At 72.0% G+C, this 24,669-nt stretch carries 19 protein-coding genes; 11 read left to right on the top strand and 8 right to left on the bottom strand.

All coding sequences use genetic code 11. The features are described 5' to 3' along the window. Positions 1 to 105 precede the first annotated feature (105 nt). Both AB0B35_RS00150 and AB0B35_RS00145 read right to left on the bottom strand, forming a co-directional pair. Positions 106 to 1,479 (bottom strand): helix-turn-helix transcriptional regulator, encoded by a 1,374-nt coding sequence (locus AB0B35_RS00150; RefSeq protein ID WP_361038765.1) that lies wholly within the window; start codon positions 1,477 to 1,479, stop codon positions 106 to 108. A gap of 532 nt (positions 1,480 to 2,011) precedes the next feature. Further along, complete coding sequence (locus tag AB0B35_RS00145; protein WP_361038763.1) at positions 2,012 to 3,313, bottom strand: fibronectin type III domain-containing protein; 1,302 nt, start codon at positions 3,311 to 3,313, stop codon at positions 2,012 to 2,014. A gap of 354 nt (positions 3,314 to 3,667) precedes the next feature. On the opposite strand from AB0B35_RS00145, the gene AB0B35_RS00140 reads away from it, so the two are divergent. From AB0B35_RS00140 to AB0B35_RS00115, 6 genes are all read left to right on the top strand, one after another. Further along, a complete protein-coding gene (locus tag AB0B35_RS00140) occupies positions 3,668 to 4,507 on the top strand; it encodes a nitrilase-related carbon-nitrogen hydrolase (RefSeq protein ID WP_361038761.1) in 840 nt (279 codons plus the stop codon). 14 nt (positions 4,508 to 4,521) lie between these two features. Continuing rightward, positions 4,522 to 5,928 (top strand): dihydropyrimidinase, encoded by a 1,407-nt coding sequence (hydA, locus tag AB0B35_RS00135; protein WP_361038759.1) that lies wholly within the window; start codon positions 4,522 to 4,524, stop codon positions 5,926 to 5,928. Positions 5,929 to 5,937: 9 nt separating this feature from the next. Next, on the top strand, positions 5,938 to 6,936 hold the full coding sequence (locus tag AB0B35_RS00130; protein WP_361038757.1) for a TIGR03842 family LLM class F420-dependent oxidoreductase: 999 nt from the start codon (positions 5,938 to 5,940) through the stop codon (positions 6,934 to 6,936). 215 nt (positions 6,937 to 7,151) lie between these two features. Continuing rightward, complete coding sequence (locus AB0B35_RS00125; protein WP_361038756.1) at positions 7,152 to 8,750, top strand: Re/Si-specific NAD(P)(+) transhydrogenase subunit alpha; 1,599 nt, start codon at positions 7,152 to 7,154, stop codon at positions 8,748 to 8,750. Between the two features lie 4 nt (positions 8,751 to 8,754). Continuing rightward, positions 8,755 to 10,218 (top strand): Re/Si-specific NAD(P)(+) transhydrogenase subunit beta, encoded by a 1,464-nt coding sequence (gene pntB / locus AB0B35_RS00120; protein WP_361038754.1) that lies wholly within the window; start codon positions 8,755 to 8,757, stop codon positions 10,216 to 10,218. Between the two features lie 102 nt (positions 10,219 to 10,320). Further along, positions 10,321 to 10,839, top strand: a complete 519-nt coding sequence (locus AB0B35_RS00115) for a DinB family protein (protein WP_361038752.1) — start codon at positions 10,321 to 10,323, stop codon at positions 10,837 to 10,839. 13 nt (positions 10,840 to 10,852) lie between these two features. Here AB0B35_RS00115 and AB0B35_RS00110 read toward each other — a convergent pair whose 3' ends face one another. After that, positions 10,853 to 12,001: a pyridoxal phosphate-dependent aminotransferase gene (locus AB0B35_RS00110; protein WP_361038750.1), complete on the bottom strand. Its 1,149-nt coding sequence runs from the start codon at positions 11,999 to 12,001 to the stop codon at positions 10,853 to 10,855. A gap of 118 nt (positions 12,002 to 12,119) precedes the next feature. Between AB0B35_RS00110 and AB0B35_RS00105 the strand changes: the two genes are divergently transcribed. From AB0B35_RS00105 to AB0B35_RS00095, 3 genes are all read left to right on the top strand, one after another. Further along, the gene (locus tag AB0B35_RS00105; RefSeq protein ID WP_361038748.1) at positions 12,120 to 13,904 is read left to right on the top strand and encodes an HSP90 family protein; all 1,785 of its coding nucleotides are present in this window, start codon (positions 12,120 to 12,122) and stop codon (positions 13,902 to 13,904) included. Continuing rightward, a complete protein-coding gene (locus tag AB0B35_RS00100; RefSeq protein WP_361038746.1) occupies positions 13,891 to 16,764 on the top strand; it encodes a hypothetical protein in 2,874 nt (957 codons plus the stop codon). Before AB0B35_RS00105 ends, AB0B35_RS00100 begins: the two co-directional genes overlap by 14 nt. A gap of 152 nt (positions 16,765 to 16,916) precedes the next feature. Then, the gene (locus AB0B35_RS00095) at positions 16,917 to 17,768 is read left to right on the top strand and encodes a hypothetical protein (protein WP_361038745.1); all 852 of its coding nucleotides are present in this window, start codon (positions 16,917 to 16,919) and stop codon (positions 17,766 to 17,768) included. A gap of 18 nt (positions 17,769 to 17,786) precedes the next feature. Here the strand turns inward: AB0B35_RS00095 and AB0B35_RS00090 are convergent, their stop codons facing one another. The 5 genes from AB0B35_RS00090 to AB0B35_RS00070 form a co-directional block, all read right to left on the bottom strand. Next, a complete protein-coding gene (locus AB0B35_RS00090) occupies positions 17,787 to 18,158 on the bottom strand; it encodes an AtzH-like domain-containing protein (RefSeq protein WP_361038743.1) in 372 nt (123 codons plus the stop codon). Positions 18,159 to 18,236: 78 nt separating this feature from the next. Further along, positions 18,237 to 19,877, bottom strand: coding sequence for a regulator (locus AB0B35_RS00085; protein ID WP_361038741.1), 1,641 nt, complete (start codon positions 19,875 to 19,877; stop codon positions 18,237 to 18,239). A gap of 29 nt (positions 19,878 to 19,906) precedes the next feature. Continuing rightward, a complete protein-coding gene (locus AB0B35_RS00080) occupies positions 19,907 to 20,605 on the bottom strand; it encodes an isochorismatase family cysteine hydrolase (RefSeq protein WP_361038739.1) in 699 nt (232 codons plus the stop codon). A 35-nt stretch (positions 20,606 to 20,640) separates the two neighbouring features. Further along, positions 20,641 to 21,366: an isochorismatase family cysteine hydrolase gene (locus tag AB0B35_RS00075; RefSeq protein ID WP_361038737.1), complete on the bottom strand. Its 726-nt coding sequence runs from the start codon at positions 21,364 to 21,366 to the stop codon at positions 20,641 to 20,643. An 84-nt stretch (positions 21,367 to 21,450) separates the two neighbouring features. Beyond that, positions 21,451 to 22,101 (bottom strand): GntR family transcriptional regulator, encoded by a 651-nt coding sequence (locus AB0B35_RS00070; RefSeq protein ID WP_361038735.1) that lies wholly within the window; start codon positions 22,099 to 22,101, stop codon positions 21,451 to 21,453. Between the two features lie 110 nt (positions 22,102 to 22,211). Between AB0B35_RS00070 and AB0B35_RS00065 the strand changes: the two genes are divergently transcribed. Both AB0B35_RS00065 and AB0B35_RS00060 read left to right on the top strand, forming a co-directional pair. Beyond that, complete coding sequence (locus tag AB0B35_RS00065; protein WP_361038733.1) at positions 22,212 to 23,036, top strand: hypothetical protein; 825 nt, start codon at positions 22,212 to 22,214, stop codon at positions 23,034 to 23,036. A gap of 206 nt (positions 23,037 to 23,242) precedes the next feature. Next, entirely contained in the window at positions 23,243 to 24,568 is a 1,326-nt protein-coding gene (locus AB0B35_RS00060; protein WP_361038731.1) for a lactate 2-monooxygenase, read from the top strand. The last annotated feature ends 101 nt before the right edge of the window (positions 24,569 to 24,669 follow it).

The raw sequence follows: 24,669 nt of genomic DNA, 5'->3' as shown, positions 1-24,669 counted from the left end.
CAGACGTCGCCTCCGGGCTCCACGGGCGGCTTCTGTCGCCGGTGACGAGGTCTCCGGGGACGGCGGGGGCGAAGGCTCAACCGGTGACTGCGTGGGCTCGTGCGATCATGTGATCGTCAGGGCCTCTCGGAGTTCCTTGGTACCGAACAAGCCTGGCCAGCGGTCTGACAGAGTTCGGTCGAGCGCACGTAGTTCGGTGGTGATGCGCGACGATCCCGTGGAGCGGGCGACATGGGCGCAGCTCAACCCGATGGTGGCAGCCCTCTCGGGGTCGGGGTGTGCGGACTGCAGCACGGCGTTGGCAAGTTTCGCGAGTTGGTGGGCCCGGTCGCGCTGCTGATCGGGGGGAGTCGCGATGATCCTGCGTTCGAGAATCGCGACCGCGGCATCCGCCTGACCGCAGGCGCGATACCCGCTCGCGGACTGCTCCTCCAGTGTGTCCACGTCGTAGCTGCGCAGGTACACCGGAGCGTCGTCGTCGACGTCGTTCGGGTGATCGAGTAGCAGGTCCGCTGCCGAGTCGATCAACCGGCGGAACCGGTCGGGCTTGGCGTGCAGTGCCCACCCGCGAGCCTCTTGTTGGGCGGCGAGCGCCGCCAGCTTGGGGCTGATCGGTCCAGGCGTCCGCCTCGCCGCTGAGGCCAGCTCGATCACGTCGACGGCGTCGTCGTCGAGCAGCGCGATGTTGCTCCTGCGCACCAGAAGGTAAGCCGTCAGCTGGTGATCGCCGATGGCCTGTGCTCGCTGGCCGGCCTGGTCGGTCCACCGCATGGCCGCGGCGGTGTTTCCTAGGTCCTGGAACAGCCATCCTGCGAACTCGGCGTACTGGGCCAATAGCCGCATTACGGGCTCTGCGGTGCCCGGCCGACTGCTGTACCGGAGTTTGTCGAGGACTGCGATCTGGGCGAGCACCACTTCGACCAGGTGGCGCGGTCCGAGAGCTTTGTCGGCGGCGTAGTGCTGTGCGAGAAGGGCGCGAAAGTAATCGAGAACCTGCGAGTCGGTGCGCTGCGGGTTGTTGATCGCGCCGCTGACACGTTCAGCCTGGTCGAGGTCAGTCAGTCCGTCAGGAAGCAGCGCCCGGAGTGCACCTGCGGCCAGCAGGCCGTTGAACTCGCGCCTGTGCAGGTTCAACTTGATCATCCTCCCGCCTGGCGAGCTGAGCTCCAACATCACGGTATCGCCAACGTCTCGGTGCAGCACGGTCATGAGGCCGATCACCGAGGTAGCCGCAGTGTCTTCAGGCTCAGGCATCAGCGATCGGAGTGCTGTCAAGAGGCCGTCCGCCTCTAGCGCTCGGTCAAGGGCGGGCACCAGGGCTGCATCGATGAGGTGTTCGCCTCGCTCTACCCGAGAGATCCGGCTGTAGTCGTAGAGGCAGCGTCTGCCGAGTTCGCGCAGGGAGATGCCGGCCTGCTCACGTAGCTGCCGGAGTGCCGCGCCGAACAGTCGGCACATCGATTCGTCGTATCGACCCACGCCGCCGCCCCCATCTGTTGTTGCCGATGTTGCCGCAACAGCGGACTGGTTCACAACAGACCTCAGGCAAAGGAGGCTGATCTCGCAGCGGTTTGTCTCCCAGCTCGCCTGCCGAATGGCCCCACGACGTACGCGGGCACGCGTGCTCGTCGTGGGGCCTCACGTTGCCCAAGGAGGAATGATGCGCTTGCTGACTGCCGAACAGTTCGCGACCTACGCTCGTCGACAGATCAAGGCCGCAGACAGCATTCTCGCCGACCACGGCAGGTCGCGGGGCAACATGTGTGGCTGCGGTCGGCTTTGGCCCTGCCCTGTCGCCGCGACGTGTGTGCGGATGCGTGAGCACTTCCTGACCAGGTTGGCGCTCGTCGAGGCCACCGCACGCCTGCCGGTCGTACGCCCAGGTCCCGTTCCGGAGCCCGTCGTGAAGGCGGACGCGCGGTGGTTACCCGTGCGCCCGCCCACTGGCGAGCAAGGAGAGAGTCGGCGATGGGCTCTGAGCGGACCTTCTCTCGATCAACTGAGAACAGGCCTAAGCCGGGTCCTCCGGTTCCACGGGCGGTTCCGTGGTCGGTGACGGGTTCTCCGGCGACGGCGGGGGCGAAGGCTCGACCGGCGACAGCGTGGGTTCGGCAGTCGTCTCCGTCGGGGACGGCGTTGGCGCATCGGTCGTCGGCACCGGCGGCACCGTGGACGGCGACGGTGGCGGCGCCGACGGTGACGGGGACGCGGTCATCGCCGTGATCTGGTTGCTCGGCGCGGACGGCAGCCCGGCGCCGTTGACCGCGATGATCGCGAACCGGTACGTCGTCCCGGGCGCGAGGCCGGTGACGGTGACGCTCTTGTCGCGGGTCCAGCCGATCGCCTGCCCGTCCCGGATGACGCGGTAGTACGCGACGCCACCGGACCCGCCGTTGACCGGCGCGGACCAGGACAGCCAGACGTTGTGCTCGTCGGCGGCGACCGCGATCAGGCGGGTCGGTGCGGACGGCGCCACCGGCCGGGCCGGGGAAGGAGCTCCGGGCTTGGTGGTCGAGGGCGTCGGCGGGGTCCAGCTGGGCGCCGGAGTCGGCTCAGTCGTGATCATCGGCGACGGCTGCGGGCTCGCCGACGGTGGCGCGGTCGGCAGGGTGACGGGCTGTCCACCGTCACCGGCCATCATGCCCGCCGACAGCATCGGGGACGGCAGCCCCTGCGGCGTCGCCGATGCCGGGTCGTCGCCGGTGGGCCGGATGACGAAGACCAGCATGACGGTGACCGTGGCCAGGACGGCGACGGCGATCGCGACCAGCACACGCCGGTCGGGGCCGGGCCGAGCGGGGCGGTCCGCGGCGGCGTACGCCGTGGGGGTGGCGGGTTCGGCGGCGAAGGCGTGCCGGGGTGTGCCGGGCTGGGCCGGGGTGGTCGGTGGCACGGCCGGCAGGGAGTCGTCGGTGGTGGACGGATCGGGCAGCGTGGCGGCGGCGGCCGCGTAGCCCGGCACCGCGTCGACGGCGGCGCGGGCGGCCAGCCAGTAGGAGGTGGCGAGCTCCAGGTGGATCTTCAGTTTCTGGATGCCGCTGAAGCCGACGACGGTCGGCAGGACGACCTGCTCCCAGGCGTCGACGGGCAGGTCCAGGCCGTACTGCAGCGCGTTCCAGGTTTCGGCGAACTCCGGCGCGCCGAGCTGCATCGCGTCGATGCGGTAGTCGTGCACGGCGGCGTCGAACTGGTCGAGCAGCTGCTGGTGCACCTTGGCGACGGGGCGGCCGGCGGTGATGTCGGTGAGCAGCTGCCCTAACTGGACGACCAGTTTGCGCGCGTTCGCTGCCTGCCCGGGATCTGGCTGTGCCACCGGTGTCTCCCCTGGTCGGTGCCGCGGCACGGTGAGGCCCGGCCGGAAACAGCGCTGAGCCGGTCAGGGGCCCGCGGCACCAACATAAGTGACGTTTCATCGGAAAGGAAATTTTCGTGTCGCGAACGAACCTCATGACCCAGCAGTTGGCGGCGAACGGTTTGTAGGACAGTACAAACGGCTTAGGGGCGGGGCGGGCCGATGTCGGACCATGCGCCAATTCCTCCGCGGCGGCCGTGCCGGTTGACTCCAACCATGCCGACCTCGTCGTCCGCATCCGGCGCCGCGCGGCGGGCCTGGTGGTGCTGAGCCCCGCGGGCACCGGCGAACCGCTAGCAGGACGGAGATCGCACCATGTCAGACGTCATCCGCGCCGCCCTGGTCCAGACGACCTGGGCGGGTGACAAGGAATCCATGATCAAGGCGCATGAGGAGTATGCGCGGCAGGCCGCGGCACAGGGCGCGAAGGTGATCTGTTTCCAGGAGTTGTTCTACGGGCCCTATTTCTGCCAGGTGCAGGACGCGCAGTACTACTCCTACGCCGAGTCGATTCCGGGTCCGACGACGGAGCGGTTCCAGGCTCTGGCGCGGGAGCTGGGCATGGTGATGGTGCTGCCGATGTACGAGCAGGAGCAGCCGGGCGTCCTCTACAACACCGCTGCCGTGGTCGATGCGGACGGCAGTTACCTGGGCAAGTACCGCAAGACCCACATTCCGCAGGTGAAGGGGTTCTGGGAGAAGTTCTACTTCCGGCCGGGCAATCTCGGCTACCCCGTGTTCGACACCGCGGTCGGCAAGGTCGGGGTGTACATCTGCTACGACCGGCATTTCCCGGAGGGTTGGCGGGCGCTGGGCCTGAACGGGGCGCAGATCGTGTTCAACCCGTCGGCGACCAGCCGTGGGTTGTCGTCGTATCTGTGGCAGTTGGAGCAGCCCGCGTCGGCGGTGGCCAACGAGTACTTCATCGGGGCGATCAACCGGGTGGGTGTCGAGGACCTGGGCGACGACGACTTCTACGGCACGTCGTACTTCGTCGACCCCGAGGGCAAGTTCGTCGGTGAGCCCGCGGACGCGTTCCAGCCGGAGCTGGTCGTCCGGGACCTGGACCTGGGGCTGCTGGCGACGGTGCGCGACCGGTGGCAGTTCTACCGGGACCGCCGGCCCGACGCCTACGGCCCGCTGACCCAGGCGTGAGAGCGGAGACCCCCATGGCCATCCTCATCACCGGCGGCACCGTCGTCACGCCCTCCGGCCGCCACGCCGCCGACGTGCTCGTCGACGGCGAGACGATCGCCGCCCTGTTCGCCCCCGGCCTCGCGCCGGTCGTCGCGGACGCCGAGGTCATCGACGCGACCGGCAAGTACGTCATCCCGGGCGGCGTGGACGCGCACACCCACATGGAGCTGCCGTTCGGCGGCACGTTCGCGTCGGACACGTTCGAGTCGGGCACCCGTGCGGCGGCCTTCGGCGGCACGACCACGATCATCGACTTCGCGGTACAGCGTTCCGGCGAGAACGTGCACGAAGGCCTCGCCGCCTGGCACGCCAAGGCCGACGGCAACTGCCACATCGACTACGGGTTCCACATGATCATCGGCGGGGTCGACGACGAGTCCCTCAAAGCCATGGACTCACTGGTCGATTCCGAGGGCATCAGCAGCTTCAAGCTGTTCATGGCATACCCCGGCGTGTTCTACAGCGACGACGGCCAGATCCTGCGCGCCATGCAGAAGGCCCGCGACAACGGCTCCATGATCATGATGCACGCCGAGAACGGCATCGCCATCGACGTGCTCATCGGCCAAGCCCTGGCCCGCGGCGAAACCGACCCCATCAACCACGGCCTGACCCGCCCCGCCGAACTCGAAGCCGAAGCCACCCGCCGCGCGATCTCCCTGGCCCAGGTAGCCGGCGACACCCCCCTTTACATCGTGCACCTGTCCGCCTCCCAAGCCCTCGAAGCAGTAGCCGCAGCCCGCGACACCGGCCGCAACGTCTTCGCCGAAACCTGCCCCCAATACCTCTACCTCACCCTCGAAGACCAACTCGGCGCACCGGGCTTCGAAGGCGCCAAGTGGGTCTGCTCGACACCGTTGCGCTCCAGGCAGGAGAGCCACCAGCGTGACCTGTGGCGCGGGCTGCGCAGCAACGACCTCGCCATCGTGTCGACGGACCACTGCCCGTTCTGCTTCAAGGACCAGAAGGAACTGGGCCTGGGCGACTTCTCGAAGATCCCCAACGGCATCGGCGGCGTCGAACACCGCGTCGACCTGCTCTACCAGGGCGTCGTGGACGGCAAGCTGTCGCTGGAGCGCTGGGTGGAGACCATCGCGACCACCCCGGCCCGCATGTTCGGCCTGTACCCGCGCAAGGGCGCGATCGCGCCGGGCTCGGACGCCGACATCGTCGTGTACGACCCGAACGGCCGCACCCGCATCAGCGTCGACACCCACCACATGAACATGGACCACTCCGCCTACGAGGGCTACGAGATCGCCGGCAAGGTCGACACGGTGATCTCCCGGGGCAGCGTGCTGGTGTCCGGCGGGCAGTACCACGGCCGCAAGGGCCACGGCCGCTACCTGCCGCGCGGCCTGTCGAGCTACCTGGTCTAGGAGAGCGCCATGGACATCGGAGTCGTGTTCCAGCTCGACCCGCCGGCCCGGCGGGTCGTCGAGCTGGCCAAGCAGGCCGAGGCGGCTGGCTTCAGCCACGTGTGGTCGTTCGACTCGCACCTGCTCTGGCAGGAGCCCTACGTCGTCTACAGCGCGATCCTCGCCGCCACCGAGAAGGTCATCGTCGGGCCGATGGTCACCAACCCGGGCACCCGCGACGTCACCGTCACCGCCAGCACCTTCGCCACCCTCAACGAGATGTACGGCAACCGCACCGTCTGCGGCATCGGCCGCGGCGACTCCGCCCGGCGCACCCTCGGCCTGCCCCCGATGAACCTGGCCGAGCTGCGCGAGTCGGTGCACGTGATCCGCGAGCTCGGCAACGGGCGGGAGATCACCCACCGCGGCTCGGCGCTGCGCTTCCCGTGGGTCACGGACTCGCAGCTGGAGGTGTGGGTCGCCGCGTACGGCCCGAAGGCGCTGAAGCTGACCGGCGAGGTCGCCGACGGCTTCATCCTGCAGCTGGCCGACCTCGACATCGCCGCCTGGATGATCAAGGCGGTGCGCGACGCGGCGGAACGCGCCGGGCGGGACCCGATGGCGGTGAAGTTCTGCGTGGCCGCCCCGGCGTACGTCGGCGACGACCTGCCCTACCAGCGGGCGCAGACGCGCTGGTTCGGCGGCATGGTCGGCAACCACATCGCCGACATCGTGGCCCGCTACGGCGACACCGGCGCGGTGCCGCAGGCGCTGACCGATTACATCAAGGGCCGCAAGGGCTACGACTACGCCGAGCACGGGCGGGCTGGCAACAGCCACGCCGACTTCGTGCCCGACGAGATCGTGGACCGGTTCTGCGTGCTCGGCACCGTCGAGGCCCACATCGAGAAACTGTCTCGGCTCAAGGAGCTGGGCGTGGACCAGTTCGCCGTCTACCTCCAGCACGACGCCAAGGAGGAGACCCTGCGCGCGTACGGCGAACACGTCATCCCGGCGCTGCGCGCCTGACCCCCACCCGAAGCGCGGGCGCGGCACCCTCTCCCCGGGGTCGCCGCGCCCGCGCGGCTGTGGAGTTGGTAACTCGGGGCGCGTATCGACGCTTGCCGTGCGGGGTGCCCGCGAAGTGTGGCTTCGATTACTCGGCGCGTTCATTGACGACCGCTGTGTCGTGGCCACACCATGCTTGTCAAGCTCGATTGATCTAGTCAGCGTCGACAGGAGTCGTGGTGGGACAGCAGCATGACCTGGGGGAGCCGGGCGGGCTCCCGGGTGCGGGGGATGGTCCGGCCACGACGCAGCGACTGGGTGTCGCCGCCGAGTCGGCCGCGGCGGAGACCCGGGTGGCGGTGACGCCGACGGTGGTGCGGCAGCTCGTCGAACTCGGCTACGAGGTCGAGGTCGAGTCCGGGGCGGGCCGACGGTCGAGTTTCTCCGACGACGCGTACGAGGCGGCCGGCGCGAAGATCTGCAGCCGCGACGACTGCTGGCAGGCCGACGTCGTGCTCAAGGTGAACGCGCCGTCCCCGGCCGAGGTGGAGACGCTGCGTGCGGGCACGACGCTGATCAGCCTGATCGGGCCGGCGACGAACCCCGAGCTGGTCGCCGCGCTGGCGGGTCGCGGGGTGAGCGTGCTGGCGATGGACGCGGTGCCGCGTATCTCCCGCGCCCAGTCGATGGACGTGCTCAGCTCGATGGCGAACATCGCCGGCTACCGGGCCGTGGTCGAGGCGGCGCACACCTTCGGCCGCTTCTTCGCCGGGCAGGTCACCGCCGCGGGCAAGGTCCCGCCGGCCAAGGTGCTGGTCGCCGGGGCGGGTGTGGCCGGGCTGGCCGCGATCGGCGCGGCGAAGAGCCTGGGCGCGATCGTGCGGGCCACCGACCCGCGGCCGGAGGTCGCCGAGCAGGTGCGCTCGATGGGCGGCGAGTTCCTCGCCGTCGCGGCCGAGCAGGCCGGCGGCGGCGACGGGTACGCCAAGCAGACCTCGGCCGACTACGACCGCCGCGCCGCGGAGCTGTACGCCGACCAGGCCGCCGAGGTCGACATCGTCATCACGACGGCGCTGATCCCGGGCCGCCCCGCGCCCCGGCTGCTGTCCGCCGAGCACGTGGCGAGCATGCGCCCCGGCAGCGTCATCGTCGACATGGGCGCGGCGCAGGGCGGCAACGTCGAGGGCACCGTCCCGGGCGAGCTGGTCGTGACCGACAACGGCGTGTCCATCATCGGGTACACCGACCTGCCCGCGCGGCTGCCCGCGCAGGCCTCGCAGCTGTACGCGACGAACCTGCTCAACCTGATGAAGCTGCTCACCCCGGGCCGCGACGGCCGGTTGGTCCTCGACTTCGACGACGTCGTGCAGCGCTCGATGACGGTGGCCCGCGACGGTGAGGTGACCTGGCCCCCGCCGCCGGTGCAGGTGTCGGCCGCCCCGCAGGCCGCCGCGCCCGCGCCTGTCGCCACCCCGGTGAAGAAGGCCTCGCCAGGGCGGATGTTCACCTACGTCGGCCTCGGCGCGGCCGCGCTGTTCGGGCTGACCGCGTTCGCGCCGAAGGAGTTCGTCGGCAACTTCACCGTGTTCGCGCTGGCCGTCGTCATCGGCTACTACGTCGTCGGCAAGGTGCACCACGCGCTGCACACGCCGCTGATGTCGGTCACCAACGCGATCTCCGGGATCATCGTGGTCGGCGCGCTGCTGCAGATCGGCCAGGGCACCAGCCTCGCCGTGACCGTGCTCGCCGCGGCGGCGATCCTGCTGGCCACCGTCAACATCATCGGCGGGTTCGCCGTCACCCGGCGCATGCTCGGCATGTTCTCGAAGGGCTGATCCCATGACCGCCATCACCGCAGTGCAGGCCGCGTACATCGTCGCGGCGCTGCTGTTCGTCCTGAGCTTGGCCGGGCTGTCCAAGCACGAGACGGCCCGCGCCGGTGTCGTGTACGGCATCGCCGGTATGACCGTCGCGCTCGGCGCGACCATCGCCCTGGCCGTCCGCGACATCACCGCCGCGGCCGCCGCGCTGCTCGTGCTCGCCATGCTGGTCGGCGGCGGCATCGGGCTGTGGCGCGCCCGGGTGGTGCAGATGACCGGGATGCCCGAGCTGATCGCGGTGCTGCACAGCCTTGTCGGGCTGGCCGCCGTGCTCGTCGGCTGGAACGGCTACCTGGAGGTCGAACACGCCACCCCGGCCGGGCTGACCGGCGCGCTGCTGCACATCCACCACGCCGAGGTGTTCGTCGGCGTCTTCATCGGCGCGGTCACCTTCACCGGCTCGATCGTGGCGTACCTGAAGCTGTCGGCGCGCATCGCGTCCCGGCCGCTGATGCTGCCGGGACGGCACGTGCTGAACCTCGGCGCGCTGGTCGCGTTCGTGGCGCTGACCGTGTGGTTCGTCGTCACGCCGCAGCTCGGGCTGCTGGTCGCGGTGACCGTGATCGCGCTCGCGCTCGGCTGGCACCTGGTCGCCTCCATCGGCGGCGGCGACATGCCGGTGGTGGTGTCGATGCTGAACAGCTACTCCGGCTGGGCGGCCGCGGCGTCGGGTTTCCTGCTCGACAACGACCTGCTGATCGTCACCGGCGCGCTGGTCGGCTCGTCGGGCGCGTACCTGTCGTACATCATGTGCCAGGCGATGAACCGCTCGTTCGTGTCGGTCATCGCGGGCGGCTTCGGCACCGAGCAGGTCGCCGCGTCGGACGCCGACCTCGGCGAGCACCGGGAGACCTCGGCCGCCGACGTCGCGGCGCTGCTGCGCGACGCCACCTCGGTGATCATCACGCCGGGGTACGGCATGGCCGTGGCGCAGGCCCAGGGGCCGGTCGCGGAGCTGACGCGGCGGCTGCGGGCGCGGGGCGTGCAGGTGCGCTTCGGCATCCACCCGGTGGCCGGGCGGCTGCCGGGGCACATGAACGTGCTGCTCGCCGAGGCGGACGTGCCGTACGACATCGTGCTGGAGATGGACGAGATCAACGACGACTTCGCGGGCACGTCCGTGGTCCTGGTGATCGGGGCCAACGACACCGTCAACCCGGCCGCGGCCGACCCGGGCAGCCCGATCGCGGGCATGCCGGTGCTGCACGTGTGGGAGGCCGAGCACGTGATCGTGTTCAAGCGGTCCATGGCGGCGGGTTACGCCGGGGTGCAGAACCCGCTGTTCTTCCGCGACAACACCCGGATGCTGTTCGGCGACGCCAAGGCACGCGTCGAGGACATCGTCGGTGCGCTCGGCCCGGTGGTCGGCGCGCAGCGCGAGGCCGCCGACACCGGCCGGGTGCCGGTCGGGGCGGGCCGCTAGGACTTCCCGCTTCACGGTCTGCGTCCGCCGCCTTCGCGATACTGTGCGGAGGCGGCGGACGTTTTCGCAGGCCGCACTGGCGACAGGGAAGGGCTGACGCGGGTGAATGTGGACGGCCTGCTCGTCGAACTGTTCGACCGGATCCCCGAGATGGTCCACGAGGCGGTCGACGGCCTGACCGCCGAGCAGTTGCACTGGGCCCCCACGCCGGGCGCGAACAGCATCGGCTGGCTGGTCTGGCACCTCACCCGCATCCAGGACGACCACGTCGCGGACCTGCTCGGCGAGGACCAGCTCTGGGCGACCGGCCCGTGGGCCGCCCGGCTGGGCCTGCGCGCCAACCCCGGCGACACCGGCTACGGGCACACCGCCAAGCAGGTCGCCGCGGTGCGCCCGGACGGGCCGGAGGTGCTGGTCGAGTACTTCGACGCGGTCAGCGCCCGCACCCGCGACCTGCTGCGCGGGCTCAAGCCCAAGGACCTGGACCGGATCGTCGACGAGCGCTGGGACCCGCCGGTGTCCATGGGCGTGCGGCTGGTCAGCGTCGCCGTCGACGACGTCGCCCACGCGGGCCAGGCCGCCTACGTCCGCGGCCTGCTGCTGCGGATGTCCAAGCGCTGACCGGCCGCCGCGGTCAGGCGGCGGCCAGGGCCTCGGCGAGCCGGTCCAGCGCGGTCCGGAAGTCCGGCGCGGACAGGTGGCCGAAGCCGAGCCGGAACACCCGGTCCGGCTCGCCGAACCAGCCGCCCAGGCCGACCCGGGTCTCCCGATTCGCGAGCTCGCCGTAGAAGCGGTGTACGGCCTGGTCGTCGAAGCGGTCGGCGCGCAGCCGCAGGCAGCACAGCGCGCCGCCGTCGGGGCGGACGAACTCGACCGCGTCGCGGTGCTCGGCCGCCCACCGGTCGAGGGTGTCCAGCGCGGCGGCCAGCGCCCGGCGGCGTACGCCGAGGATCTGCTCCTCCCGGCGCAGCACCTCGGCGGCGAGCAGCTCGTCCACCCCGGAGCCGGTGATGAGCGTGTTGAACTTCGCCACCCGCAGCGACTCGTACAGCGCGGGGTCGGTGACGGTGAGCCAGCCGACCCTGATGCCCGCAGCGCCGTGTGCCTTGGACACCGACGAGCAGGTCACCACGCGCGGCGACAGGCCCGCGGTGGACCGGGGCGCCGGCGCCGCGCCGTAGCCGGACTGCCGGTACGTCTCGTCGACCAGCAGCACCGCGCGCGGGGCCGCCGCCGCCATCCGGTCGAGCAGGTCGCGCAGCTCCTGCTCGGTGAACCGCACCCCGGACGGGTTCTGCGGCGAGGCCAGCGACACCAGCCGGGTCTGCGGCGTCAGCGCGGCGGCCACGGCGTCGACGTCGAGCCGGTACCCGTCGTCGAAGGTCAGGGCGACGGGGGCCACCCGGCAGCCGAGCGCGTCGAGGGCGGCGCGGGCGGGCGGGAAACACGGCGTCACCACGACCGCGTCGTCCTCGGGCCGGCACAGGGTGAACGCCAGCAGGAACATGCCCGAGCTGCCACCGGCGGTCACCAGGACCTCGGCCGGGGACACGCCCGCGCCCGCGGCGATCAGCGCGCGCAGCTCGGCGTCGCCCTGGCTGGTGCCGTACCCGATCTCCAGCGCGCCGAGCCGGGCGGCGGTGTCGCCGCCGAGCAGCTCGGCCACGCGCAGCGGCGGGGAGGTGCTCTCGGCCAGGTCGTAGCGGACGGGCCGGTCCACCAGGTCCGACATCGACGCCACCGGGAACCTCGCCGGACGGCCGGGGCCGTGGGAAACGGTCATGCGTCCGATGATCCACGGCCGTGGGCGCCGCGGACAGGACCAATACGCGACCGGTGGCCCGTTTCCAGGGCTGACGGCCGGTTCCGGCAGGTGGACCCGCGCCGGTAGCCTCTGCCGGGTGAACCAGTCCTTCCAGGTCGACCTGCGCGGCATCGTCGACCTGCTCAGCCACCACCTCTACAGCAGCCCGCGGGTGTACGTGCGCGAGCTGATGCAGAACGCCGTGGACGCGATCACCGCCCGCCGGGCGCTCGCCCCGACCGCCCCCGCGTCGGTCTGGCTGGAGTCGCCGAAGACCACCGGCGACGGCACCCTGCGCGTGCACGACACCGGCCTCGGCCTGACCGAGCAGCAGGTGCACGAGCTGCTGGCCACCATCGGCCGCAGCGGCAAGCGCGACGAGCTGGGCTTCTCCCGGCACGAGTTCCTCGGCCAGTTCGGCATCGGCCTGCTGTCGTGCTTCCTGGTCGCCGACGAGATCCGGGTGCAGACCCGCCACGAGGGCCACCCCACCGTGTACTGGACCGGCTACGCCGACGGCCGCTACGAGACCAAGCCCGGCCCGGACCGGCAGGAGGTCGGCACCACCGTCACCCTGGTGCCGCGGCGCGACGCCACGGCCTGGCTCGACGCCGAGCGGGTGCGCGACCTGGCCCGGCTGTTCGGCGAGATGCTGCCCTACCCGGTGCGCGTGGACGGCGACCTGGTCACCGCGGAGACGCTGCCCTGGCAGGCCGGGCGCGCCGAGCTGGTCCGCACCGCCGAGCAGGCGTTCGGCTTCGTCCCGTTCGACACCATCGCGCTGAACGTGCCCGAGGCTGGCCTGACCGGCGTGGCCCTGGTGCTGCCGACCCCGGCGAACCCGGCCGCGAAGTCGGGCCACCGCGTCTACCTCAAACGCATGCTGCTCGCCGAGGGCGCCGAGGACCTGCTGCCGGAGTGGGCGTTCTTCGCCCGCTGCATCGTCGACGCGTCCGAGCTGCGCCCCACCGCGAGCCGTGAGGCGCTCTACGAGGACGGGCTGCTGGAGTCGGTGCGCGAGCAGCTCGGCGCGCAACTGCGCGGCTGGCTGGTCAACCTGGCCGGGCAGGACCCCGACCGCATGCACCGCTTCCTCGCCGTGCACCACCTGGGGGTCAAGGCCCTGGCCATGCACGACGAGGAGATGCTGCGCCTGGTCGATCAGTGGTGGCCGATGGAGACGAACATGGGCCGGATGCCGCTGGAGGAGTTCCGCCGCCGCCACGGCACCGTGCGCTACAGCGCCAACAACGACGAGTTCCGGCAGCTCGCGGCCGTCGCCGCGGCGCAGGGCCTGGCCGTGGTCAACGGCGGCTACACCTTCGACGCGGAGCTGATCGAGCGCCTGCCGCTGCTCGACAACACGATCATGGTGGACCGGCTCGACCCGAGCGACCTGTCCACCCGCTTCGACACCCTCGACCCGACCACCGACCTGGCCCTGCGGCCGTTCACGGCCGCAGCCCAGCGGGCCATGGACCCGCTGGGCTGTGAGGTCGTCGTGCGCGCGTTCGACCCGCCGAGCATGCCGGCGCTGTACCTGACCGACCGGCATGCCACGTTCCAGCGGCGGCTGCGCGAGACCGCGCAGGTCTCCGACGACCTGTGGGCGGGCGTGCTGTCGTCGTTCGAGCAGGCCGAGGCGCAGGTGCGCCCGCAGCTGGTGCTCAACCACCGCAATCCGCTGGTACGCCGGATGAGCGCGCTGCCGACCCCGGAACTGGTCGCCGTCACCGTGTCCTCGCTCTACGGCCAGGCCCTGCTGTACGGCCACCACCCGCTGCGCCCCGCCGACATGGCGCTGCTGAACCGCTCGTTCCTCGACCTGATCGACCTGGCAATGCCCAACGCCGCCCCCGGGAGCGCACATGACGACGTATGACGAGGTCCACGACCTGATCCACCGCACCTGGGACACCCCCGACGGCCCGGCCCGCGTCGTGGTCGTGGAGCAGGCACTGGCCAAGGCCGAGGCGCTCGGCGACGCCGACCTGCTCTACGCGGCGCATGCGGCCGCGACCAGCGGCTACCAGGCCAGCGGCGAGCCGATGAAGGCGATGATGACGTTCGCCCGCTGCCTGGCCGATTACGACGCCGACCCGGGCCGGCGCAGCCAGCACGACGAGCACCTGCTGCTGTGGCACTTCAAGCACATGGTGTCGTCGATGACGCTGTTCCCGCAGCTGCCGCTGGAACGCACCATGGCGGTGCTCGACGACATGCAGCGCCGCTACTCCTCCGGCGGGCACAGCATGCAGGCGGTGTACGCGTACCGCCACGACGTCGCCGCGCACCTGGGCGACGAGGAGCAGGCCGACCACTGGTACCGGCTGTGGGACACCGCGCCCCGCGACGCGCTGTCGGACTGCGCGGGCTGCGACCCGTCGTCCAAGGCGCACCACCTGGCCTGGCGCGGCCGCGACGAGGACGCGATCGCGCTGGCCCAGGAGGCGCTCAGCGGCAGGCTGACCTGCTCGGAGCAGCCGCACGGCATCCTGACCACGCTGCTGTTCCCGTACCTGCGCACCGGCCGCCTCGACGAGGCCCGCGACGCGCACCGGCGCGCCTACCGGGCACTCGACGACAACAAGGCGGAGCTGGGTCGGGTCGCTCGGCACGTGGAGTTCTGCGGCGCGACCGGCAACGAGGCGCGCGGCCTGGAGCTGATCGAGCGGCACCTGCCGTGGCTGGAGCAGGCCCCGACGCCGAAGACGGAGATGGAGTTCGCGGCCGCCGCGGCGCTGGTGCTGCGCCGTTTGGCCGAGGCGGGCCAGGGCGACCTGCCGGTGCGCCGGGCGGCGGGCGAGATCTCCGTCGCCGAGCTCGGGCGGCAGCTGGCCGACCGCGCGGTCGCGCTGTCGCGGCGCTTCGACGAGCGCAACGGCAACACCTACCAGAGCACCCGAATCGCCCAGCTCATCGACGCGAAGCCGCTGGTCGACCACCTGCCGCTGTCGGTCACCGCGGCCCGCGCCGCGTCGTCCGCCGCGTCAGCCGTGCCCGTCGAGGCGGAACCGTCCGGCGCGGACGTGCCCGAACTGCCCGCCGACCTGTCCCTCGACGGCTGCCTCGACCTCGTCGACGACCTCTTCCACGACGAGGAGCGGGACCGGGGCCGTGCCCTCACCGGGCTGCTGCTGATCTCCTACGAGGGCCGGCACCTGACCGACCTGCAACGCGGACGGCTGGCCCGGCTGCGGGCGGTGGCGCTGCCCGACGAGGATCTGCCGGGCACCGCCGACGCGTTCGCCGAGGCCGTGACGGCCTTCGAGCGGGCCGGTGACCAGGCCCGCGAGTACGCCGCGCGGCTGCAGTGGCAGATCGCCATGCTGCAACTGACCGGCGACGGCTCGCTCGTGCCGGCCGTGTACGAGGCCGCGGAACTGGCCGTGGCCGCCAACACCGACCCGAGGCAGCGCCGGGCCGCGCTGATGCGGGCGGCGTGGGTGGCCGCCGCGTCCGGCGAGCTCGACCTCGCGACGTCGCTGCTCGACCGGGCCGACGCCGAGCCCGGCCCGGTGCCGCCCGCCCGCCACGCCGCCATGCTGCACCTGCGCGCGGGCGTGCTGCAGGCGCAGGACCGCCTCGACGAGGCCGCCCAGCGGATCCGGGCGGCCGCGACGCTGCTGCGCGGCACCGCGCACCGCGACCAGCTTGCGAACCTGCTGCGGGCACTGGCCGACCTGCTGGGCCGCCTCGGCGACAACACCGGGACGATCGCCGCGTTCGAGGAGGCCGCGGCCGTCGCGCAGGACCCGGAGCTGCGCCGCAGCGCCCGCGCCAACGCGGGCTTCATGCTCGTCACGACCGACCGGGCGGGCGAGTTCGTCGACGACATCGTCGAGCACGTGTGCCTGATGGAGGCGCAGGGCGAGCCCGGCGCGGCCGCGTACACCCGGCACCGGCTGGCGCTGGCCCTGTGCACGCTCGGCCGGTTCACCGAGGCGGCCGAGGTCGGCGAGGAGGCGCTGTCGTGGTTCCTCGCGCAGCGCGACCCCGAGCACAACGAGATGATCGTGGAACTGCGCGACATCCTGTCCCGGACGTACGCGCAGCTCGGCGAGGTGCACGTCGCCGTCGGGCAGCTCGACGCGCTGCTGGAGCTGGTCGGCGGCGTGGACCGGCTGCCCTACCGGGCCGATGTGCTGGAGCGCGCGGGGGAGCTGCTGTGGCAGGTCGACCGCGACGCCGAAGCCGCCGACCGGTTCGACGCCGCCGCGTCCGCGTACGGGCAGGCCGATCTCGCCCTGGCCACCGTGCACGCCCGCCGCCGCCAGGTGATGGCGCTGTTCCACGCCGGGCGGCGGGACGAGTCGATCGCACTGGCCGGGCAGCTCGCGGAGCTGATCGAGGTCACCGAGGTGCCCGAGCAGCAGCAGTCGGGGTTCACCTGGGAGCGGGCCATGGCCGGCTACGAGGCCGCGCAGGTGCTGTCCAACAACGACCGGCCCGACCACGAGACCGCGCTGGCCCGGGTCGCCCCGGCGGCCGAGCTGCTCCGCTCGATCGGCGCGTTCGAGGAGGCCGCGCTCGCCGAGCTGCGCCACGGGCAGGTGCTGGTCGTGTCCGGCCGGACCGCGGCGGGCCAGGCGCAGCTGCGCCGGGCGTACGAGGCGCTGCCCACCGGGCACGGCGCACGCCGCGACGCCGCCGCGTGGCTGGCCCGCGTGTTCGACGAACTGGGTGACCCCGGCCAGGCTCGCAAGCTGCGCGAGGAGCACGACCTGCCCGAACCGGAGTGATCACGGCGGCGGGTGGGGCCGGCGCGTCCCACCCGCCGCCTCCCCTGTGGACCCTTGGGTGCCCGGTCGGGCAGAATGCCGGACACCGCCGACGCGAGAGTCCGTCATGTCGCGCGGTTTTCTGCTGCCGGAACATGAACGGGGACACGCGGATGCGACGGTTCAGGGCACTACTCGCCGCGCTGGTGATCGCCGGGAGCGTGGTGCTCGCCGCGCAGGCCCCCGCGTACGCCGCGCCCGCGCGGGCCAACGGCCAGGCCAACCGGGTGATCTTCATCCACGGCTGGAGCCCCGACGGCAACGCGGACTGCGACGCCTACTGGTCGGCCGTGACCGCGCAGTTCGCCGCCGCCGGCTGGACCGGCGAACTGACCCAGTTCGGCTACTACTCCGGCGACACGAACTGCGACATCACGTTTCCCGGCGACACCATGAACACCTCGATCAAGACGGTGGGCAAGGCGCTGGCCAACGAGATCTACAGCCGGTACTCGGTCAACGGGGAGAAGGTCGACGTGGTCGCCCACTCCATGGGCGGGCTGGTGATCCGCTCGGCGCTCACCGAGGTCGCCAGGGGCACCGCGGGCTACCCGCCGTACCTCTACGTCGAGGACGTCGTGACGCTCGGCACCCCGCACGCGGGCGCGACCTTCGCGGGCTGGTGCAGCCTGACGCTGTGGTTGCAGTGCAAGGAGATGCAGGCCGGCAGCAGCTTCCTGAACGGGCTGGCGGCGCGGCCGGAGTCGGCGATGGGCACCGACTGGACGGTGATCTCGTCCTTCGACGACGGTGACGTGGACGAGTCGTCCGGGGTCGCGATGAACGCCCAGCACAAGATCCAGTACGACGCGGACCTCGACCACACCGAGCTCAGGACGGCGGTCGGCAGCTTCCAGGCGCGCTACTGGCACACCGCGAGCGCCACCGCCTGGAGCGCCTGGGGCGCCCGCGTCGGCCCGCTGCAGTGGGCCAAGAACGCCTGCTACTACCAGGCCTCCACCTGACCGGCGGCGGGCGCGGCGTCAGAGCTGCGAGACGTGCGCGTGCACGATGCGCCAACCCTCCGGCATCCGCACCCAGGTCTGCGACTGCCGCCCGGTGACCGCGCCGCCCGCGTACCCGAAGCAGGTGGTGACCACCGCGAAGCCGTCGCCGAACGTGCTGACCAGGGTGTCGTGCAGCAGCCTTCCCGGCGGCAGCGGCGGCTGGGCGGCGCGCCAGGCGTGCTGCTGCGCCCAGCCGGTCTGCCGGTCGGCGACGCCGAAGCGGACCGTGCCGGGGCTGTCGTGGAAGAACGACATGATCTCGTCCGGGTCGTTGACCGCCAGCGCCTTCTCGTAGGCGGCGAACACGGCGGCCACCTCGGCGACCACGTCGGGCCGGTCCAGTTCCATGGGTATCTCCCTGACTGGTGGCGCCGCCTTCCGGCACGGGCGCGTGCTCCCGTGCCGGAAGGCGGCTCGTGGACCGGATCAGGCCGCGGCCGCGGCCCGGTCCGGCTCCGCCGCAGCGGCCGGCGCCGGCGAGACCGGCGCGGCTGCGTCCGCGCCGCCGTGCAGCCGGTCGAGGGCGAGCTCCTCGGGGTCGGGTTCGCGCGGGGAGTGCTTGCCGAAGTAGAAGATCGCGCAGACCACCGCCACGAACAGGTAGCCCAGCGACACCGGCCCGTTGGCGTTCCACTCGACCTTCTCGCCGTGGATCAGTCCGACGAAGGTCAGCACCGCGCCGACCAGCGCGAAGATCCCGGCGTGCAGGAACTTGCGGTCGATGATGAACACCACGATCGCGCCGAACACCAGGCCCGCCAGGATCGCGCCCTGCCCGAGCACCAGCAGCCCGTGGTAGACCACGCCCGCGCCGGCCAGCGCCTGGTCGCCGACGGCGGCGGCCGAGGTGCCCGCCGCGGCGAGCGCGTTGTCGATCTGACCGGTGGCCCAGGACGCGAGGTTGGGGATGAGCGCGGCGACCACCGCGGCGGCGTGGGCGCGCGGCGTGGCCTGGAACGCCTGCGCGCCGATGAGCAGGCCGATGTACAGCAGGATCGGCACGATCGCCGCGGTCGGGAAGATCGCCGCTAGCAGGCCGAACATGCCCAGGAAGCAGAGCAGGGCGATGGCGATGCCGGTGGCCATGGAGTAGCCGGTGCGGCCGCCCGCGGCCTTCCAGCCGGGGTGCCCGACGTACACCGCGGGCGGGAACGGGGAGCCGAGCATCGAGCCGATGACCGCGCCGGTGCCGTCGGCCAGCAGTACGCTGCGCAGGTTGTAGTTGTCGCCCGCGGTCGCGGCGCTCTCCACGTTGGTCATCGCCTCGGTGAAGTTGTAGACGCCCAGCGGGATCGCCGTGGCCAGCAGCGGAGCCATCTCCTTGAGCCCGGCGAACAGCAGGTCGAACTTCAGGTCGGGCACGGCGAACGCGATGGTCTTCGCGGCGGCGGTCACGTCGGGCACCGACATGACCCCGCCGATCCAGCCGATCGCGGTGCCCAGCAGCAGCGCGGCCAGGCCGATGGGGAAGTTGAACGGCAGCCTGACGTTCGTCATGAGGCCGATGAGCAGCAGCGCGAACACCGGCAGCGCGACCCAGGCCAGGTCCCACATGCGCCCGGCGGGGTTCATCGAGATGAAGGTGATGGAGATGCCGGCCAGGGTGCCCAGCAGCGCGGCGCGCGGGGTGTACTTGCGGATGTACGGGCCGACGAACGCGCCGATGAGCACGATGACGCCGATGATGAACGCCCAGGCGACACCCGCCTGCCAGGCCAGCATCGGGTCCTTGGTCTTCAGGTAGATCGGCAGCATGATCACGAAGATGACGATGAACATGTGCGGCACGCTGGGCCCGTACGGCAGCGCGGTGACGTCGCCGCGGCCCTCCTTGGCGGCCAGGCGGCGGGCCAGGATCGTGTAGTACACGTTGCCGAAGACCAGGGCGATGCCCAGCGCCGGCAGGATCGTGCCGAACACGGCCCCCTCGGACAGGTTGATCACGAACAGGCACAGGGTGGTCAGCGTCAGCACGTTGACGAGCACGTTCACGCCGAAGCCGAAGAAGGCGTTGGTGTCGCCGCGGACCCAGTGCGGCAGTTTCGCGGCGGGCGCGGGTGTGGTCATGGGCGTCCTGCTTTCGAGGCGGGGAGGGGTCAGGCGGCTTGCGGCAGTGCGGCGCTGCGCTGCAGCGCCCCGATGAAGGCTGGTGACTTCGCCACCCAGCCGAAGATCCCGCCCTGGGCGGCGATCATCTGGAGCCCGACCCGCTGGAACTCCGGGAAGTACGAGCCCACGCAGTCCGACAGGACCAGGCACTCGTAGCCGCGGTCGTTGGCCTCCCGCACGGTGGTGTGCACGCACACCTCGGTGGTGACCCCGGTGACGATGAGGCTCCGGATGCCCCGGCTCGCCAGCAGCTCGCCCAGTTCGGTGGCGTAGAACGCGCCCTTGCCGGGCTTGTCGATCACCGGTTCGCCGGGCAGCGGGGCGAGCTCGTCGACGATGTCGTGGCCGTACTCGCCGCGGATCAGGATTCGGCCCTTGGGCCCGGGGTCGCCGATGCGCATGGACGGCGCGCCGCGGTGCAGCTTCGCGGGCGGGCAGTCCGACAGGTCGGGCAGGTGCCCCTCGCGGGTGTGGATGATCGTCAGGCCGACCGCGCGGCACGCGCCGAGCAGCGCCTCGGTCGGCGCGATCGCCGAACGCAGCTGGTTCACGTCGTTGCCCAGCGTCTCCCCGAAGCCGCCGGGTTCCAGGAAGTCGCGCTGCATGTCGATGACCAGCAGCGCGGTGGTCGAAGGATCGAAGGTGTACGGCGACGGCATGGCGTCGACCGTGGCGTGGGTGCTCAACGGGGTGCTCGCCTTCTGTGAGGCGGAACGGTGCGTCAGGGGGTGGTGGCCGCGATGACGTCGTCGGACGTCGCGACGCAGCCGAAGACGCCGCCCTGCATGGTGACCATGTGCAGGGCCGCGGCGTGGTTGCCGGGGTCGGTGGCGCCGGTGCAGTCGGACAGGATCAGGCACTCGTAGCCGCGGTCGTTGGCCTCGCGCATGGTGGTGTGCACGCAGACGTCGGTGGTGATGCCGGTCAGGATCAGGTGTGTGATGCCACGCGTACGCAGCACCAGGTCCAGGTTGGTGGCGTAGAACGCCCCCTTGCCGGGCTTGTCGACGATCACCTCGCCGGGGACCGGGGCGACCTCGGGCACGATCTCCCAGCCAGGCTCACCCTTGATCAGGATGCGCCCGCACGGGCCGGGCCCGCCGATCTCCGCGCCGATCTGCGCCGAGCGCCAGCGCTTGTTGGCGGGCAGATCGGACAGGTCCGGGTCGTGGCCCTCGCGGGTGTGCACGACCAGCATGCCCAGCGAGCGCACGTGGTCGAGCAGCTTGGCGGTGGCGGGCAGCCCGGCCCGGGTCAGCGCGATGTCGTAGCCCATCGCGTCGACGTAGCCGCCCGGCCCGCAGAAGTCGGTCTGCCAGTCGATGCACAGCATCGCCGTCCGCGCGACGGGCACCGACCCGTCGTACGGCCACCGGTACGGCGTGGCCTGCACCGGACCGATGCGCACACCGGTCGGCGGATCAGGTTGGGGCACCAGGGTTTGCATACTGTCGATTGTCGACCGAACTGTTTCGCGGTCTGGTCGCTTCGGTAACGTGTGCATTGCCCGGCGCCCTCAGTGGGTCCGGGACTATAAATAGGACCTTGCGCCGTGCCCGGCCAGCGCCGTGAGCACCGCGGCCGTGTCGCCGGTCGCGACCGCCTCCAGCAGCCGCTCGTGCCGGTGCACCCCGTCGTCGGCGTGCGCCAGCTCGGCCTCGCGGCGCAGGTTGATCGCCATGTACAGCTGGAGTTTCACCAGGATCGACTCGTAGATCGCGGTGAGCTGCCCGTTGCCCGACAGCGCGACCACGCTCACGTGGAAGGCCCGGTGCGCGTTCGCGACCTCCAGCTGGTCCCCGGTCGCCGCGGCCTGGCGCATCCGGTCCACGGCCGCGCGCAGCCCGTCGAGCTGCACCGCGCCGCGCAGCGCCTGCTCGACCGCGTGGCGCTCCAGCATGTCGCGGACCGCGTACAGTTCCTGCACGTCCCGGTCCGACAGCGTGGCCACCCGTGCCCCGCGCCGCGGCACGTGCTCGACCAGCCCCTGCTGCCCCAGCAGCCGCAACGCCTCGCGCAGCGGGGCCCGGCTGATGCCCAGCCGGCGGGTCAGCTGCTCCTCGACCAGGCGCTCGCCCGGCTCGCAGCGCCCGCTGAGGATCTCGCGGCGCAGCCTGGTCACCGCGAGCTCCACCAGGCTGTAGCTCTCGATCTCACCGTTCGCGTGGGCCGTGTCCGTCACGGCACCGAGTGTGCCAGCACCCCGCCGCCCGCGATCACTTGGCCGTTGCGGCAGGTGTCGGGATCGGACGGCGGGTACGGTGTGGGAGGCCTGCCAGGGAGGGAGCACGGATGGACGTGCGCGACGCGCCCCGCCGCTACGCCGACGCGCTGCTGTTCGTCACGGAGGTCACCCGGGCCGCGACCCGGTCGCCCGGCGGCTGGCTCTACGAGGAGGGCTTGACCGATCCGCTCTACACCAGCCTGCTCGACGGCCAGTCCAAGTGGGAGTGGTCCGACGACCGGCAGGACGTGGACCTGATCGCGGGCGGCCCGCTGCGGGCCGTGGTCGACTTCACGGCCCGCCGCCACGCGACGACGGTGCCGTGCACCGGCCCGCCCCCACTGGAACTCTGGCCGGACTGCGCGGAGCGGCTGCGGCTGCTGCGCGAGGCCCTGACGTTCGCCACCGGCGCGGCCACCGACGCGTGGCGGTTCGTGCTGCGCCAGGTGCTGACCGAGTGGCTGTCCGGGCGGCTGGACGAGCTGCTCGCCGCGCCGCCGCCCGGCGAGACGCTGGGGCAGCTGGAGCAGCGGCTGCGCGAGGCGGTGACGGTCAGCCACCGGTTCCGGCTGGCGGTGCACGGGCTGTTCGGCGACCACCACTGGACCGGCCGTGAACCGCAGCCGTGGTGGTGCATCGCCGACGACCTGGCCGCCCACGCCACCTACGCCGCCCCCGTGACCGCACCGGCCTACGTGTTCCGCCTGGACGAGGGCACGGCCCACGACGGCGTGGCGACCCTGTTCGTCGCCACCACCCCGCTCCAGCCGGTGCTCCGGCACGAGGTCACCGTCACCGCCGGCCTGCCCAAGCTGCCCGGCGACGCGGGTCCCGAGACCGTCCAGGCCGCCCGCGGGGCGCTCGCCGTGCTCGCCCGGCCCGGCATGGCCTGACCATCCGGTGCGGCTTGACCGCCCGGCACGGCCTGACCGGGGCAGATGCCCACCCTGGCACGCCGCCTGAACGCCCGGCTACCGCGCGGCCTCAGCGCTTCGCGCTCGGCTGCCGACCTACGCCATGGGCGGGTGGGGATGGCATGATCTGCGAACCCCGCACGCTCGACAGGCGCGGTGGACCCGACGCACCCTGCGAGGACCCGATGAACGACTCCGGCCAGCCGCTGCCCGCCGCCGACACCGACCCGGCCGTACGTGGCGCGGGCGGCTGGGGCAGGCTCCGACAAGGCGTGATCTACCGCGACGGCGTCAGCGGCGGCCGCCCTGCCGTGCCGACCGCGTTTCCCGAGCTGGAGCGCCGGGCCGCCCGGGTGCTGTCAGCCAAGGCGTACGCCTACGTCGCCGGCAGCGCCGGCCTGGAGGGCACGGCCGACGCCAACCGCCGGGCCCTGGACCGCCGGCGCATCGTGCCCCGGATGCTGCGCGACGTGTCGGCGCGCGACCTGTCCGTCGAGCTGTTCGGCCGCCGGCTCGCGTCACCGCTGCTGCTGGCCCCGATCGGGGTGCTGGAACTGGCCCACCCCGAGGCCGACGTCGCCGTGGCGCGGGCGGCGGCCGCCGAGGGCGTGCCGTACATCCTGTCCACGCAGGCGTCCCGGCCGATGGAGGAGTGCGCGGCGGCGACGGGCGACGCGCCGCGCTGGTTCCAGCTGTACTGGAGCAAGTCCGAGGAGCTGGTCGCGAGCTTCCTGCGGCGGGCGGAGGCGGCCGGCTGCGAGGCGCTGGTGGTCACCCTCGACACGACCGTGCTCGGCTGGCGGGCCCGCGACCTGGACCTCGGGTCGCTGCCGTTCAGCCAGGGCCAGGGCATCGCGCAGTACACCAGCGACCCGGTGTTCCTGCGGCTGGCGGCGCAGCGGGCGGAGCAGCCGAGGACCGGGCCGAAGCCGAAGGTGACCGCCGCGGCGGTGCGCTCGCTGCTGTCGATCGCGCGCACCCATCCGGGGCCGACGGGACGCAACCTGCGCTCGCCGCTGCCGCGGGCCGCGGTGGAGACGTTCCTGGACATCTTCTCGCGGCAGGACCTGACCTGGGGCGACCTGGCCCGGCTGCGCACCATGACCCGGCTGCCGATCCTGCTCAAGGGCCTGCAGCACGCCGACGACGCGCGCCGGGCACTCGACGCGGGCGTGGACGGGGTCATCGTGTCGAACCACGGCGGCCGCCAGGTCGACGGGGCGATCGGCTCGCTGGACGCCCTGCCCGGCATCGTCGAGGCGGTCGGCGGCCGGGTGCCGGTGCTGTTCGACAGCGGGGTGCGCGGCGGCGCGGACGTCTTCAAGGCGTTGGCCCTGGGTGCCCGCGCGGTGTGCGTCGGGCGGCCCTACTTCTACGGGCTGGCCCTGGCCGGCGCGGACGGCGTACGCCAGGTGCTGCAGAACCTGCGCGCCGAGCTGGATCTCACCATGGCCCTGACCGGCTGCGCGAGCCTCACCGACATCACGCCGGACCTGCTCGCCGCGGCCTGAGAGACGGCGACGGGCCCGGACCGATGCTGGTCGAGTCGGCGCACCCGCTGGCACCCTGGGCCGACTTCGTGACGCCGCTGTGGAAACGCGGCTTCGAAGGC

The organism is Catellatospora sp. NPDC049133 (assembly GCF_040648455.1).
Taxonomy (GTDB): Bacteria; Actinomycetota; Actinomycetes; order Mycobacteriales; family Micromonosporaceae; genus Catellatospora; species Catellatospora aurea.
The sequence above is the reverse complement of the archived record's forward strand: the minus strand, read 5'-3'. Positions and strand labels throughout refer to the sequence as shown.

Bases quoted from the DNA above. Each gene is read 5' to 3' on its own strand.
- AB0B35_RS00140 (WP_361038761.1), top strand. From the start codon at position 3,668: ATGTCAGACGTCATCCGCGCCGCCCTGGTCCAGACGACCTGGGCGGGT.
- hydA (WP_361038759.1), top strand. From the start codon at position 4,522: ATGGCCATCCTCATCACCGGCGGCACCGTCGTCACGCCCTCCGGCCGC.
- AB0B35_RS00130 (WP_361038757.1), top strand. From the start codon at position 5,938: ATGGACATCGGAGTCGTGTTCCAGCTCGACCCGCCGGCCCGGCGGGTC.
- pntB (WP_361038754.1), top strand. From the start codon at position 8,755: ATGACCGCCATCACCGCAGTGCAGGCCGCGTACATCGTCGCGGCGCTG.
- AB0B35_RS00110 (WP_361038750.1), bottom strand. From the start codon at position 12,001: ATGACCGTTTCCCACGGCCCCGGCCGTCCGGCGAGGTTCCCGGTGGCG.
- AB0B35_RS00100 (WP_361038746.1), top strand. From the start codon at position 13,891: ATGACGACGTATGACGAGGTCCACGACCTGATCCACCGCACCTGGGAC.
- AB0B35_RS00095 (WP_361038745.1), top strand. From the start codon at position 16,917: ATGCGACGGTTCAGGGCACTACTCGCCGCGCTGGTGATCGCCGGGAGC.
- AB0B35_RS00090 (WP_361038743.1), bottom strand. From the start codon at position 18,158: ATGGAACTGGACCGGCCCGACGTGGTCGCCGAGGTGGCCGCCGTGTTC.
- AB0B35_RS00085 (WP_361038741.1), bottom strand. From the start codon at position 19,877: ATGACCACACCCGCGCCCGCCGCGAAACTGCCGCACTGGGTCCGCGGC.
- AB0B35_RS00075 (WP_361038737.1), bottom strand. From the start codon at position 21,366: ATGCAAACCCTGGTGCCCCAACCTGATCCGCCGACCGGTGTGCGCATC.
- AB0B35_RS00065 (WP_361038733.1), top strand. From the start codon at position 22,212: ATGGACGTGCGCGACGCGCCCCGCCGCTACGCCGACGCGCTGCTGTTC.
- AB0B35_RS00060 (WP_361038731.1), top strand. From the start codon at position 23,243: ATGAACGACTCCGGCCAGCCGCTGCCCGCCGCCGACACCGACCCGGCC.